We start from the raw sequence: 14,342 nt of genomic DNA, 5'->3' as shown, positions 1-14,342 counted from the left end.
GGCCAATAAACATGCCACAACGTTTTTTGCTTTATTTAGAAGCTTGTTTTATAGGAGTTTATCAAAATGAGAAAGATTTTCTCAATATGAGGAAAAGCTATCAAAATGATAGGTTTTATCATTCTGATAGCGGGGTGACCCATCGTGTTTTATGGTATGTAATACAGATATTTGAACATGGATCTGTTCAATAATGACCAACTGAACCTGTTTGGCGCACCAAAAAACTTATTACCTTTTGATGGAGAGGTATTGCTTTATCCCCATTTTTGTAAGGAAGATGTATTTACGCGGCTGGTTGAGGAAACCCCATGGAAGCAGGATAAAATGAAAATCTATGGCAGGGAAGTGAACTTCCCCCGGCTTACGGCCTGGTACGGAGAGCGCGATGAGGTATATGTATATTCAGGTGTGGTAAATGTGCCGGTTAAGTTTAGCCCGCTGCTTGATAGCATTAAGCAGGCGGCGGAACAGCAATGCGGTCACCGGTTTAATACAGCGCTGCTTAATTATTACCGTGACGGTGGCGATAGTATGGGCTGGCATAGTGATGATGAAAGCGAGCTTGGCGGTAACCCTGTCATCGCTTCGGTATCATTTGGTGCTTCGCGGGTTTTTAGTTTAAGCATAAGCAGCAAAAGAATGTTAAAGCCTCTGTCGTACTTAACAACGGCGATCTGCTGATCATGCAGGGGCAAACGCAGCATTACTGGCTTCACCAGGTACCCAAAACAAGCAGGATGCTGGGGGCAAGGATTAATATAACGTTTAGAAATATTGGGTGAAAATTTTCTGCTTTGATGATGTGGTTGGTCGGAAAACGGAAAGCGCAATTAACCGTTTTTGCACAAAAAACTGTTTTGTAACATCCCAAACAAACCGCTATCTTACATTAACATTACTGACCTTATGAAAATATCTTTATTATTATTTGCCGCCTTTTCGGTCTTAATAACAAACGCCAACGCGCAAACCGATTTGCCAACCGATAGCGGTACCTTTTTTCTGCATAAGTTTGAGCAACACATTGGTAAGGAAACCTATTATGTGCACAAGTATAAAGATGCTGTTCATTATAATATCAATTTTAAGTTCGTTGACCGTGGTTCGCCGGTGCCGCTTACTGCCGAGTTGAAGGTGAACCCCGTAGCCGATCCACTGGAATTGACTATAAAAGGCAATACTTCAAGATTTTCGACCATTGATGATAAAATAACCATTCGCGGATCTGAAGCATCTATCAGGGTTAACGATTCATCATATACACAAAAAGTACTGCCACTCAGCTTCCCGGTAGCGGGCTATTCGCCGGGCACTGTGCAGCAGGTGCTCATCCAATATTGGAATAAACATAAACAACCTGCAAGCATCCATACACTGCCATTTGGCGCGGTACAGATCAAAAAAGCAGGCATTGATCAGCTTACGTTTAACGGTAAACCACTTACACTTAACCGGCTCACCATAAGCGGACTGGTTTGGGGTAACGAACTGGTTTGGACTGATAATGAGGGTAAACTCATATGCCTGATCACTAATGACGCCGAAGGTGACAAACTGGAAATGATGCGGGTACCTTACGAAGAACTGTTACCACAGCTCATCAGTAAGGCGGCTACCTACGGTATGGAACTATTTGCGAAAGCGGCCGCACCAACAGGTAAAGCAGATAAGATAATAGCTATTACCGGCGGAAACCTGGTTGACGTAAATACCGGTATAAGCAAACCTAATGTTGTTGTGTTGATTGAAAATGGCATTATCAAACAAACGGGTAAGATTGGTGAGGTTAAAATACCGGCAGGGGCTAAGCTCATCGATGCCAAAGGAAAATCTATTTTACCTGGCCTGTGGGATATGCACTCGCACTTTGAGCAGGCCGAGTGGGGGCCGGCCTATCTTGCAGCAGGTGTAACTACCGTGCGCGATTGTGGTAACGAATTTGGTTACATCAACGCTATAAAAGCCGCTATTGATGGCGGAAAAGGTGTGGGGCCGAACATCATTAAAGCCGGCATTATTGACGGCAAAGGGCCTTATGCATTGGGGATTATCCAGGCGGATACTAAGGAAGATGCTATAAAGGCAGTAGACCGTTATAAAGAAAATGGCTTTCAGCAGATCAAGATCTATAGTTCGGTTAAACCGGCTATAGTTAAAGTTATTTGTGATGAGGCACACCGGTTGGGTTTAACCGTAACAGGCCATATCCCGCAGGGCATGACCCTGCAGCAAGGGGTTGATTCGGGGATGAATATGGTGAACCACGTGCAGTATGTGTATGCCATCATGAAGCGGGATAAGGACAGGTCGGTTATTTTCGATGATTCTGTAAGTATTGCAGCCGTTAAATTTATAAAAGACCATCATGTGGTGATAGATCCTACGATAGGTGTTTTTGAACTCGCCTTCCGTAATGTTAAGGATGATATAACCAAACTGGAGCCTAATTATTATACCCTGCCGCTGCCACTCCAGGCATTGTTTAAAAACATGGGCGAAGAACCGGAAAAGGCCGCTAAGCTGAAACCTTTGTATGAAAGCATGAAGAAAACCGTTAAGGTATTGCATGATGCCGGAGTTACTATTGTTGCAGGCACAGATATGGGGTTCCCCGGCTATAGTCTTGACCGCGAACTTGAATTATATGTTGAAGCCGGTCTTACCCCGGCGCAGGCTATCAAAACAGCAACGATAACACCGGCAATGGTGATGGGGCTTGATAAAACAACAGGTTCGGTTGAAGTGGGAAAGCAAGCCGACCTTGTTATTATCGATGGTGATCCGTTGCGTAATATCAGGGACATCAGGAAGGTATCGGTAGTAATAAAAGAAGGCCGGATCTATGACCCGGTTAAACTGCACCAGATGGTTGGGTTTAAGAAATAGGTGTGTGGTTTATTGGGTTGATTAGGTTAATGGTTGGTTATCAGTGTAATAACTACTCACTGAATCAACCATTCACCAAATCAACCTGGCAATCAATAAACTACTAATTTATGACAATAGATTTTACCGATACTTCATTTTAAAATGATACCTTTGCAGCCTCATTCCGAATCATGAGCGATCAGATTAAACATGAATGCGGTGTGGCATTTATCCGCTTACTAAAGCCACTATCTTATTATCAGAAAAAGTACGGAACTGCACTGTACGGCCTGAACAAACTTTATCTCTTAATGGAAAAACAACACAACCGCGGCCAGGATGGCGCAGGTGTTGCTACCATTAAACTGGATATTGAACCGGGCAAAAGATACATCAGCCGTCACCGCTCAATGGCCTCAAATGCCGTTGCCGATATTTTTGAATATATCCAAAAGAAATTTGCGGAAATTCAAAAAGAAACCCCGGAAAAGATGGCCGATGCTGAATGGCTTAAAGAACACGTTAGCTTTACCGGCGAGGTTTTGTTAGGGCACCTGCGTTATGGTACCCATGGCAAAAACAGCATTGAAAGCTGCCACCCGTTTTTAAGGCAAAACAACTGGATGACCCGTAACCTGGTTATTGCCGGTAATTTTAACATGACCAATGTTGATGAATTACTGCAACAGCTGTATGCGTTAGGCCAGCATCCAAAAGAAAAAGCCGACACGGTTACTGTGCTCGAAAAAATAGGCCACTTCATCGATACTGAAAACCAGGGCTTGTTTGATCAGTACAAGCGCGAGGGATTAGATGATAACAGGGAGATCAGTAAGCTGATAGCTAATGATATGGATGTTGCCAAGATCCTCCGTAAATCGGCCAAGAACTGGGATGGCGGCTATACTATTGCCGGGATCCTTGGCCACGGTGATGCTTTTGTAATGCGTGATCCGGTGGGGATCCGTCCGGCATTTTACTATTATAATGATGAGATCGTTGTTGCGGCATCTGAACGCCCTGCTATTCAAACGGCATTTAACGTGCCGATGGAGGAGATCAGGGAAATTCGCCCCGGCCATGCGTTGATCGTTAAAAAGAATGGTAAAATAACCGAGGATATGTTCAGCGAGCCAAAAGAAAAGAAAGCCTGCTCTTTTGAGCGGATCTACTTTTCGCGCGGCAGCGACTCGGCCATTTACCGTGAGCGTAAGCAATTAGGTCGCCTGCTTTGTCCTCAGATATTGGATTTTGTTAATCATGACATTAAAAACACGGTATTCTCTTACATACCCAACACCGCCGAAGTTGCCTTTTATGGTATGGTTGAAGGTATGCATAAGTATGTAAAGAAATATCAGCACGAAAAACTGCTTGAGCTTGGAAGCGACATTACCGAAGAAAAGCTTACCGAAATATTACAGATAGCCCCAAGGGTTGAAAAGATAGCCATTAAGGATGTTAAACTGCGTACTTTCATCACGCAGGACGCGGATCGCAGCGAAATGGTGGCCCACGTATACGATACTACTTACGGACTGATCAAAAAAGGTACCGACACGTTAGTTGTATTGGACGATTCCATTGTTCGCGGTACTACGCTGAAACAAAGTATCCTGAAGATTCTTGACAGGCTTGGCCCTAAAAAAGTTGTTGTGGTTTCATCTGCTCCGCAGATCCGGTACCCCGATTGTTATGGGATCGACATGTCACGTATGGGTGAATTTGTGGCATTTGAAGCAGCAATCAGTTTGTTAAAAGAGATGGGCAGGGAAGATGTGATCCTGGATGTTTATCAAAAATGTAAAGACAGCCAGAAACTGCCGAAGGAAGAAGTTGAAAATTATGTGAAAGAGATTTATGCCATGTTTACCGATCAGCAGATCTCTGACCGTATTGCGCAGATCATCACACCTAAAAATGTGAATTGTGAGGTACAGGTAATTTATCAAACCTTAGATAACCTGCATATTGCCTGCCCTGATAACCTTGGTGATTGGTATTTCAGTGGTGATTACCCAACCCCGGGTGGTAACAAGGTTGTTAACCGCGCCTTTGTTAACTGGATGGAAGGTAAAAACCAAAGAGCTTATATGTAATGCCCCCTAACCCCCTAAAGGGGGAATGATATACGAGGCGATGAGTTTTTCATCGCCTTTTTTGTTTTAAAAGAAAATCATTGTTTAGGCAATGGCAAGAAATATGTCACAGCGCACGTAGTGACAATACCAACAACCACGAAAGTTTTATTTTATGAGTGAAAGGATAATCGATACTTGCATAATCAAAGTCATTGCATAAACAAGCTTTAAAAAAAAGAAGGAGAATACTTTTAGGCCGGTAGAAATAAAGTTTTCGTTTTGCGGTGTTGTTATCCTGTGTATTCTTTTGACCGCAAAATAAGTAAACCAGAAATAAGTGAACAGGGGAAATAATGAAAAGAAAATAAGCCCTGAAAAAGTACGCATTGGCATTAGGAATGGGAGGTTGAAAAAATGTAGTAAAATCAATAATATAGTGCCTATAAGAAATAGCTTGAATTGTTTTGCATTTACCCATTCGGTTTTATTCAGTTTTGAATAAACAACTAAGTCAACCGCAATAAAAAGAAGTATATAAATGATTTCCTGGAACATGATAATATGGTTTATGGTTTAAAGTAAATGTAGCGAATACTGATAGAAAAGTTTCCTATGATCCTGCTGGTGCCGCAAATACAAAATGTGTAACCAGCTTATCAATCAGCACCAATGAGGCGATAATGAGCGCGATACCGGCAACCTCATTTAAACGGTGGATAAATTTAACCGAAATACGTGCCCGGAGTTTATTAGCATAAAAAGCTTTGAGGGTATCCATACCAAATTGGATGATGAGTATGGTAAGGAACATAACGGCTATATGAAAGGATCTGTGCGGGGTGCCCACCAGGAATGTGGTACTGGCCGCGCCGATCACTACCGTCCAGTGGAAGAGGAGGGTAGGATTAAATATGCACATCAGGAAGCCTTTAAGTACATAACCAAAGCGGTCGGCGCCCGATGGTACTTTGTTTTCATAATTGATCTCGCTTTTTTTGAACATGTAATATAGGCCGAGCGCGAATAATATAGCGCTGCCTACAACGCCTGCTATAACTTTGGTATGGTCAGATACATCGATATATTGCGAACCAAACAGGATTGCTCCTACAAAAACCACATCGCTGCAAACCACGCCAAGGGCAAGCGAAACACCGGCATGAAACCCTTTTTCGATACTGGTTTTAATGAGCGCAAAAAAAACCGGGCCGGTAATAAATGTAAGTACTAATCCAAACCCGATACCCGAAACAATGGCTTTTATCATTAAGTTAAGCTTTGTTCTTTTTTGAACATTGCGAATATGCAATTTTATCTCATAAACAACGAAAGTTAAAATTGTGATTTAATTTATTTAAAAAAAGACCAGAGAGTTTTACCAAAATTGAATTATGTTTAGAAATTCAAAATTCAAATCTGTACAACCTATTTTAAAATGGAACAAAACAATGCTAAGAACTACGGTACAGCCCTGTATACGCTGATTACCGTGTTTTTCTTTTGGGGCTTTTTAGCCGCCTCCAACGGTATTTTCATACCTTTCTGTAAAGAGCACTTTCACCTTACCCAGTTCGAATCACAACTTATCGACTTTACATTTTACGGTGGATATTTCATCGGTTCGTTGATACTTTACTTTGCATCACAAGCCAGTAAAGTTGATATTATGAACAAGTTAGGTTACAAAAATGGTATCATTTTAGGCCTCGTTGTTTCGGCCGTTGGTGCATTGGCTATGATCCCTGCTGTAGCTTCGGGCGCGTTTGGTTTCATTTTGGCTGTATTCTTTATTATAGCTGTTGGTTTTTCGTTACAGCAAACAGCTGCAAACCCATTTGTTGTTGCATTAGGCCCCCCTGAAACCGGTTCAAATCGTTTAAACTTTGCAGGCAGTATCAACAACATAGGCGCTTTATTAGGCCCGGTAGTAGTAAGTGTGGTATTATTTGGTTCGGCAACCGCAAAAACTGCCGCTGCTGATGTTAAAATATCATCAATCAATAATCTCTATTACCTGTTAGCTGGCTTGTTCATTGCTGTTGCTTTGTTCTTTTGGTTTTCGAACCTGCCAAAGGTTACCAGCGATGAAAAGATCGAATCAAGCTCAAAAGCAAATACACCATTGCTGGTGATGTTTGTAGCGTTTTGTTTGATACTTGCAGCCGATCCTATCAGCAAGGCTATAGGCATACCGAGCCAATATTTTGTATATGCTTCGTTAGCTATAATTGTATTTACACTGATAGGTACCATTTTCGCCGCTAAAAAGAGTAAAGAAGGCTGGGGCGCCATGCAATACCCGCAGTTAATATTGGGTATGCTTGCTATATTTACTTACGTAGGTACTGAGGTTACTATTCAAAGTAATATGGGTTCATTATTAAAGACCCCGGAATTTGGTTCTTTTGCTGAGTCGGACATTGCTCCATATATCTCATTATACTGGGGTAGCTTAATGATCGGGCGTTTTGCGGGATCTATTGATGCGTTTAATCTTTCAAAATCGGTTAAATACGTTTTATATATTTTAATCCCTTTCCTCGCATTTGGCATAGTGCTGCTGGTAAATGTTTTTTCGGGTGCTAATGTAAGCCACCTGTACGCTTATGCAATTTGCGTGGCCATCCTGATCGTTGCTTTCTTCATCGGTCAGCAAAAGCCAACCCGTACCTTATCTGTACTTGGTTTACTGGGCGTAGCGTTTATGCTTGCAGGTTTATTTACTACAGGCAAGGTAGCTACCTTCTCGTTTATCAGCGGTGGATTATGTTGCTCAATCATGTGGCCGTCAATCTTCTCGTTAGCTATTACCGGTTTGGGTAAATACACCAGCCAGGGCTCGGCATTTTTGATCATGATGATCTTAGGGGGCTCTATCATCCCGCCGTTGCAAGGTAAAATTGCCGACGGGGCAGGGAATGTTGTACCGGGGATGAGCGGTATTCACTTCTCGTACATCGTGCCTGTAATTGGTTTCGCATACCTTGCTTATTTTGCATGGAAAGTTAGCCACGAACTCCGTCATCAGGGTATCGACCTTGACCACGTTGAAGTTAAAGGCGGACATTAATATTTTTAGAGATTAGAGGTTGGAGATTAGAGGTTAGGCCTTTAATTTTCAACCTCTTTCTTTTTATAATAATTTTAACTAATCTCAAATCTCTAACCTCCGATCACCGATGACAAAACCCAGCTTTGATCAGATTTTCATGAACCTGGCCACTGAGTTGGCCGAGCGGTCGCATTGTGTTAAAGCACATGTTGGGGCGGTTTTGACACGCGATACGCGGATTATCTCAATTGGATATAACGGTCCGCCGGCTGGAACACATAATTGTGATGTGGAATGGCCCGAAACAGGTTGTGCACGTGATTCAAAAGGCAGCTGTTCACTTGCCCTGCATGCCGAAGAAAACGCGATACTTTATGCGGTAAAAAATGGGGCGCGACTTGAAGGCGCTACGTTATATACCACGCTGTCGCCATGTTTGCCTTGCGCAAGGCTCATCTATTCGGCCGGGATCACCCAGGTTTATTATGATAAATCATATGCCGAGTATAAAGGCTTAGCAAGCGACGAGGGGGTAGATTTTTTAAACAGGTTTGGGGTGAAAGCGGAGAAGTTTAAGCAGAACCATGATTCACTTGATTAAAGGATTTCCTGATAGGCTTTAAATATCAAGAAATCCTTAAATCCTAAAAATCATGGTTCATTACTCCGCAATAAACGGTTCAATATGGCTTATGGCAAACATCAATTGCTCATCCTGGCTCAGGTCGGTGTTGTCTAATATAATGGCATCTTCGGCGCGGGTAAGGGGGCTTTCCTCGCGGGTGGTATCCTGGTAGTCGCGGTGTGCCAGGTTATCAAAAACTTCTTCTAAAGTAATGTTAGGGTTGGTTGGTAATAACTCTTTGTAACGGCGTTCAGCACGGATCTTTGGATCGGCAGTCATGAACAGTTTCACCTGGGCATCCGGGAATACTACTGTACCAATATCGCGGCCATCCATAATAATATTTTTGGAGCGGCCTAAACGCTGCTGTTGCCTTACCATGGCTGCGCGCACTTCTTTTATAGCTGCTACCGAGCTTACTTTATCAGCTACGTGCATCTGGCGGATCTCTTCAGACACGTCCTCTTCATTTAAGGTAATAAAGGTTTTATGGTTTTGCGTATGAAAATTAAGATGGATATTATGCAACGCGTCCGCTATCTGGGCATGATTTTCAAGATCAATGTTGTGCCTTAAAAAGTATAAGGTTACGGCACGGTACATAGCGCCGCTATCAACATAGATAAAATGAAGCTCTTTTGCTAAAGCTTTTGCCAGGGTGCTTTTCCCGCACGAAGAATAACCATCAATGGCTACTACGATATTGTTGTTCATAGAGCTGCTAAAATAGCAAATTATTAGCAAATGGCCTGATAGCGGTAACTCAATAAGGCTTATTTTTGAAGATGAATTTTACTAAAGCAGATCTTCAAAAGGAAACGAGTTACAAAACATCAAGAAGCGGAGGGAAGGGCGGGCAAAACGTAAATAAGGTTTCGAGCAAGGTTGAACTGTTATTTTCAATAGGTTCGTCCGCTTTGTTTAATGATGAGGAAAAACTGCTGCTAACCGAAAAACTGCAGAACAGGCTTAACAAAGATGGTTACGTGCAGGTAATATGTGACGAAGAGCGAAGCCAGTATCTCAATAAAGAAAAAGCAATTGAAAGGTTAACATCGCTGCTAACAAAAGCCCTTCAAAAGCCCAAAGTGCGCAAACCCACCAAAGTAAGTAAAGCCGCCAAAGCCGCAAGATTGGACAACAAGAAAATGCAATCGGTAAAGAAGGAGAATAGGAAAAATGATTTCGGGGAATAGTTAATTTGAGAATGTGTCAATTTGAAAATGAAAAGCGCACATACAAGCTTACATTGAGCTGCCGATCCTGTGAAAAATGGCAGGACAATCTTCAAATTTTCAAATCAACACATTCTCAAATACAACATTACTTAAACCTGTAAAACCCGGTAATTGATCCCCATTGATGCGAGCGGATCATCTCTTTGGTGTCTTTAGTGTGGAATATAGCTGCTATATCAAACGCGAAACGGCTGGTTGTAAAAGCTACACCTACCTGCTGGCTAAATATAAACGGTTTCTTTTCTGAAACAACTTCCAGGCTGTTTGGGTCGTCATGTTTGCGGAACAGGCTGCCCTGGATGGTTGCATCATAACCAACCAAATTGGCTAAAGGCTTGTAGTAAAAAAAGATCTCGTGCTTGTGCAGTAATTTTTCCTCGCCGCCGGTTGATACCGTACTTTGGGTACTGACGGAATTGAACAGCTGGTTGAAATTTCCCAGGCGTACCATACCCCCGGCGCCAGCACCGGTAAATCCGTTACCCAGGTTGGCATATGAGCTAAAGCTCAGGTCAATCCATGAGGTACGGGCCAGCAGCTTATTGTACTCGGCCGAAAGATTGAGCTCCACATCATTTTTGATCTGGTATTGCCAGCCGTTGAGTTTGTAAAAGCCGAAAGTATTGTGAATAAGCTTCTGCACAGGTTCGCCGCCCGCAGCCGGGCCTACCAGGCCAATCTGGGCGCCAAGCTTCAGGTTACTTTCGTTTTTGTACAGTAAGTTAAGTGTTGAACCTATATAAGTATATGCAGCAAACGGCCTGTCAATATCAAAGGGACCGCGAACATAGCCCGATTGAGGGTTGAACATTTTTTGCCCTAACTCAAATCCTAAAACTTTGTTTTGGAGATCGTTTTCGGTTGGTTTAACTGTAAGCGCTTTTCGGTAATAAAAGAAAATACCATTGGTGTAATACCTGTCAGATCCCTGACCAAGGAATGAATCATTGTCAGATTGAATACCAAATTCATGACCGCGGGTTTGTGCAAATAAACAGGTAGCGCTTAACAGGCATACCAGTGTTAAAAATAGTTTATTAGGCATTGGGGTTTATATAGTATAATAGTATATATGTGCGCTAATATATAAAAAACCCGATGCAAATAAAGCAGTTATAAATTTAGGGAATGTTACAGTTTGAAATTTGGTTGATGAGAAAGAAATGAATTAGTGTTTTACTAAAAATAAAACGAAATTTAAAAGGCAAATCAAATAACCCATAATACCATATTTATATGAACGTGCAGCAGCAAACCGAAGAGTATATTGCCAGCCAACCCGAACCCAAACGTGGTGATATGCAAATTTTACATAAACATATACTTCAAATATTACCGGGATGTAAATTATGGTTTGAGGATGGCAGAAACGCTGAAGGCCGGATTGTTAGCAACCCTAACGTGGGATATGGATCTTATACCATAAAATATGCTAACGGAACAATCCGGGAGTTTTTTCAGGTTGGTATGAGCGCCAACACTACGGGGATTTCTATCTACATCCTTGGTATTAAGGATAAAAAATATTTACCCCAAACATATGGAAAAGAAATAGGCAAAGCGAGCGTGACAGGGTATTGTATTAAGTTCAATAATTTGAACGATATAAACATTGATATACTTGAAGCGGCAATAAGGGATGGGGTTGAGATTACAAGTGAAAATTAAACTTCAAGCCGGGGACTCTATTTTAAGTTGGGCATTATGTTTCGATACCTTGTCATGAAGAACTTCTAAAACAAAAAAGTTTTACGGCGTGTAACTGTAAAACTTTTTTGTTTTATGCCGGGAAATAGCCCCGCTTTAATTAATGGCTGTTTTTTCGTCTTCTTTAACGGTAAGATTTATTGGATTTTTAACCTTTTCATTAAGCAGGGCCAGGGTTATCACATCTCTCATATCGGTAACGTAATGAAAGCTAAGATCTTTGATGTAATCTTCCTTAATTTCCAGAATGTCTTTTTGATTTGATTTGCACAGGATGATCTCTTTTATGTTGGCACGTTTTGCAGCCAGGATCTTTTCTTTAATACCACCCACAGGCAAAACCCGACCTCGGAGGGTGATCTCGCCCGTCATGGCCAAATTAGGCTTTACTTTACGCTGCGTAAATGCCGAAACCAGTGCTGTAAGCATGGTAACACCTGCCGACGGGCCATCTTTAGGGGTAGCGCCTGCCGGTACGTGTACGTGTACATCCCACTGATCAAACAGTTTAGGGTTGATGTCAAAATCGGCGGCATGAGCGCGCAGGTAAGCGAGGGCAATAGTTACCGACTCTTTCATCACATCGCCAAGGCTGCCTGTAAGTGTTAAGCGGCCCTTTCCGGGGCTTAAACTGGCTTCAATGAACAGGATGTCGCCGCCTACAGAAGTCCAGGCCAGGCCCGTTACAACGCCTGCAACATCATTGCCTTCATAAAGGTCTTTATCAAAAATAGGTGCGCCCAGTATCTTTTCGATATCTTTTTTACTTACAACATTGTTGTAAGGCTCTTCCATAGCTATGTTCTTAGCCACGCCGCGCACAACCGATCCAATCTTTTTCTCCAGTGAACGTACCCCCGATTCGCGGGTGTAATCAACTATCACCTTTTCGATCACATCTGCTTTAAGGCTTACATCTTTTATTTTTAAGCCATGTGCTTCGCGCTGTTTAGGCACCAGGTGTTGCTTGGCTATCTCAATTTTTTCTTCAATAGTATAGCCGTTCACTTCAATGATCTCCATCCTGTCTAACAAAGCAGGCTGGATCGTGCTCAGCGAGTTGGCGGTAGCAATAAACATTACGTTTGAAAGGTCGTAGTCCATTTCAACATAATGATCAGAAAAAGTGCCGTTTTGCTCGGGGTCAAGTACCTCAAGCAGGGCAGATGAAGGATCGCCCCTGAAATCGTTGCCTACTTTATCTATCTCATCCAAAATAAATACCGGGTTTGATGCGCCCGCCTTTTTTATCGACTGGATAATGCGGCCCGGCATAGCACCAATATATGTTTTACGATGACCCCGGATCTCCGCTTCATCGCGGATTCCGCCTAATGCCATGCGCACATACTTACGGCCCAAAGCTTTGGCTATTGATTTACCTAACGATGTTTTACCAACCCCCGGAGGGCCGACCAAACAAAGTATCGGAGCTTTCATGTCGTGTTTTAATTTCAGTACGGCCAGGTATTCAATAATACGTTGTTTTACCTTATCCAAACCAAAGTGATCTTTATCAAGGATTCTTTGCGCACGCTTAAGGTCGAAGTTATCTTTGGTAAACTCGTTCCATGGTAAATCAAGCAACAGTTCTAGGTAATTGATCTGAACCGAGTAATCGGCTGCTGCGGGATTGGTACGGCTCAGTTTTTCAAGCTCTTTGCTAAAATGATCTTTAACTTCCTTTGCCCATTTCTTTTTGATGCCACGCTGACGCAGGCTCTCAATTTCCAGGTCGGGCGTATTACCGCCCAGCTCTTCCTGTATAGTTTTTAGCTGCTGGTTAAGGAAATAATCCCTTTGCTGTTTGTCAAGGTCAACACGTACTTTGGTCTGGATCTGGTTTTTTAATTCCAGCATTTGCAGGTCGAGCGTTAAATGCTCAAGCACAAGGTTAGCACGTTCGCGCAGGTTGGCAATTTCAAGCAGGTGTTGCTTAGCGGTCATATCAGCGTTCATATTTGATGATATGAAGTTGATCAGGAACGATGTGCTTTCGATATTGCGGATTGCGATCCCTGCTTCACTCGGGATATTTGGCGAAAGCTGGATAATATTCATGGCCATATCCTTAATGGATGATACCATGGCTTTAAACTCTTTATCTTCCTTGGTTTTTATCTCATGGAAGGGTTCAACTGTGGCTTTTATATAAGGTTCGCTCTGTACTTCTTCTTTTAAATAAAAACGTTTTTTGCCCTGGATGATAACGGTGGTATTACCATCGGGCATTTGCAGCATTTTTATAATGAGTGCTATGGTGCCAACTTTGTTAAGCTGGTTAAAAGTAGGGTCTTCAATCCCCACATCCTGTTGCGAAACCACCCCAATCATGCGGCTGCCTTTATTGGCATCGCGGATTAGCTTTATTGATTTATCCCTGCCAACTGTAATTGGGATTACAACACCCGGGAAAAGTACAGTATTGCGCAAGGGTAAAATTGGCATTACATCGGGCAGTTCCTCATTATTCATCTCCTCCTCATCTTCCGATGACATTAGCGGGAAAAATTCTGAATCCTCGTTTATAACCGGTAAAGCATTTTTAAAATCAAACGGATCGAAATTCATTATTATATTTTAGTAGAATAAAACGTCATGTTGTCAGCCTGTAAGATAGTATCCACTTCAATTACAGGTTAAATTGCGATTATCAATCGCACATAACAATGGTTCAAGAGCTGTGCCAAGTTACGATAATAAATAACAACAATTAATCTGGTGATTTAACGTACTGGGTATATGTTTGTTACAAATTTGTAAAACGA

At 42.2% G+C, this 14,342-nt stretch carries 11 protein-coding genes and 1 pseudogene; 7 read left to right on the top strand and 5 right to left on the bottom strand.

What is annotated here, in order from left to right; genetic code table 11:
• Positions 1–177 precede the first annotated feature (177 nt).
• From ACP26M_RS15880 to ACP26M_RS15870, 3 genes and pseudogenes are all read left to right on the top strand, one after another.
• Positions 178–785 (top strand): annotated as a pseudogene (locus ACP26M_RS15880) (alpha-ketoglutarate-dependent dioxygenase AlkB family protein).
• A gap of 124 nt (positions 786–909) precedes the next feature.
• Positions 910–2,889 (top strand): amidohydrolase family protein, encoded by a 1,980-nt coding sequence (locus tag ACP26M_RS15875; protein WP_426581343.1) that lies wholly within the window; start codon positions 910–912, stop codon positions 2,887–2,889.
• Positions 2,890–3,062: 173 nt separating this feature from the next.
• A complete protein-coding gene (locus ACP26M_RS15870; protein WP_426581341.1) occupies positions 3,063–4,970 on the top strand; it encodes an amidophosphoribosyltransferase in 1,908 nt (635 codons plus the stop codon).
• Positions 4,971–5,117: 147 nt separating this feature from the next.
• Here the strand turns inward: ACP26M_RS15870 and ACP26M_RS15865 are convergent, their stop codons facing one another.
• Together ACP26M_RS15865 and ACP26M_RS15860 are read right to left on the bottom strand one after the other, a co-directional pair.
• Positions 5,118–5,507 carry a hypothetical protein gene (locus ACP26M_RS15865; RefSeq protein WP_176622597.1) on the bottom strand — a complete coding sequence of 130 codons (390 nt, stop codon included), beginning with the start codon at positions 5,505–5,507 and terminating at the stop codon, positions 5,118–5,120.
• Between the two features lie 55 nt (positions 5,508–5,562).
• The gene (locus ACP26M_RS15860; RefSeq protein ID WP_090531882.1) at positions 5,563–6,219 is read right to left on the bottom strand and encodes a LysE family translocator; all 657 of its coding nucleotides are present in this window, start codon (positions 6,217–6,219) and stop codon (positions 5,563–5,565) included.
• 168 nt (positions 6,220–6,387) lie between these two features.
• On the opposite strand from ACP26M_RS15860, the gene ACP26M_RS15855 reads away from it, so the two are divergent.
• Both ACP26M_RS15855 and ACP26M_RS15850 read left to right on the top strand, forming a co-directional pair.
• Positions 6,388–8,022 carry an MFS transporter gene (locus tag ACP26M_RS15855; RefSeq protein ID WP_426581339.1) on the top strand — a complete coding sequence of 545 codons (1,635 nt, stop codon included), beginning with the start codon at positions 6,388–6,390 and terminating at the stop codon, positions 8,020–8,022.
• Between the two features lie 109 nt (positions 8,023–8,131).
• Complete coding sequence (locus ACP26M_RS15850; RefSeq protein ID WP_426581337.1) at positions 8,132–8,605, top strand: deoxycytidylate deaminase; 474 nt, start codon at positions 8,132–8,134, stop codon at positions 8,603–8,605.
• 60 nt (positions 8,606–8,665) lie between these two features.
• Here ACP26M_RS15850 and cmk read toward each other — a convergent pair whose 3' ends face one another.
• Complete coding sequence (cmk, locus tag ACP26M_RS15845; RefSeq protein ID WP_176622601.1) at positions 8,666–9,343, bottom strand: (d)CMP kinase; 678 nt, start codon at positions 9,341–9,343, stop codon at positions 8,666–8,668.
• Between the two features lie 71 nt (positions 9,344–9,414).
• Here cmk and arfB point away from each other — a divergent pair, with 71 nt between their 5' ends.
• Complete coding sequence (gene arfB, locus ACP26M_RS15840) at positions 9,415–9,825, top strand: alternative ribosome rescue aminoacyl-tRNA hydrolase ArfB (RefSeq protein WP_426581334.1); 411 nt, start codon at positions 9,415–9,417, stop codon at positions 9,823–9,825.
• A 127-nt stretch (positions 9,826–9,952) separates the two neighbouring features.
• Here the strand turns inward: arfB and ACP26M_RS15835 are convergent, their stop codons facing one another.
• Positions 9,953–10,912: a lipid A deacylase LpxR family protein gene (locus ACP26M_RS15835; protein WP_426581332.1), complete on the bottom strand. Its 960-nt coding sequence runs from the start codon at positions 10,910–10,912 to the stop codon at positions 9,953–9,955.
• A gap of 197 nt (positions 10,913–11,109) precedes the next feature.
• Here ACP26M_RS15835 and ACP26M_RS15830 point away from each other — a divergent pair, with 197 nt between their 5' ends.
• A complete protein-coding gene (locus ACP26M_RS15830) occupies positions 11,110–11,535 on the top strand; it encodes a hypothetical protein (protein ID WP_426581330.1) in 426 nt (141 codons plus the stop codon).
• Between the two features lie 135 nt (positions 11,536–11,670).
• On the opposite strand, the gene lon is transcribed toward ACP26M_RS15830, so the two are convergent.
• Positions 11,671–14,145 (bottom strand): endopeptidase La, encoded by a 2,475-nt coding sequence (lon, locus tag ACP26M_RS15825; protein ID WP_426581328.1) that lies wholly within the window; start codon positions 14,143–14,145, stop codon positions 11,671–11,673.
• Positions 14,146–14,342 lie beyond the last annotated feature (197 nt).

Source organism: Mucilaginibacter sp. R-33 (assembly GCF_049949235.1).
Classification (GTDB): domain Bacteria; phylum Bacteroidota; class Bacteroidia; order Sphingobacteriales; family Sphingobacteriaceae; genus Mucilaginibacter.
The sequence above is the reverse complement of the archived record's forward strand: the minus strand, read 5'-3'. Positions and strand labels throughout refer to the sequence as shown.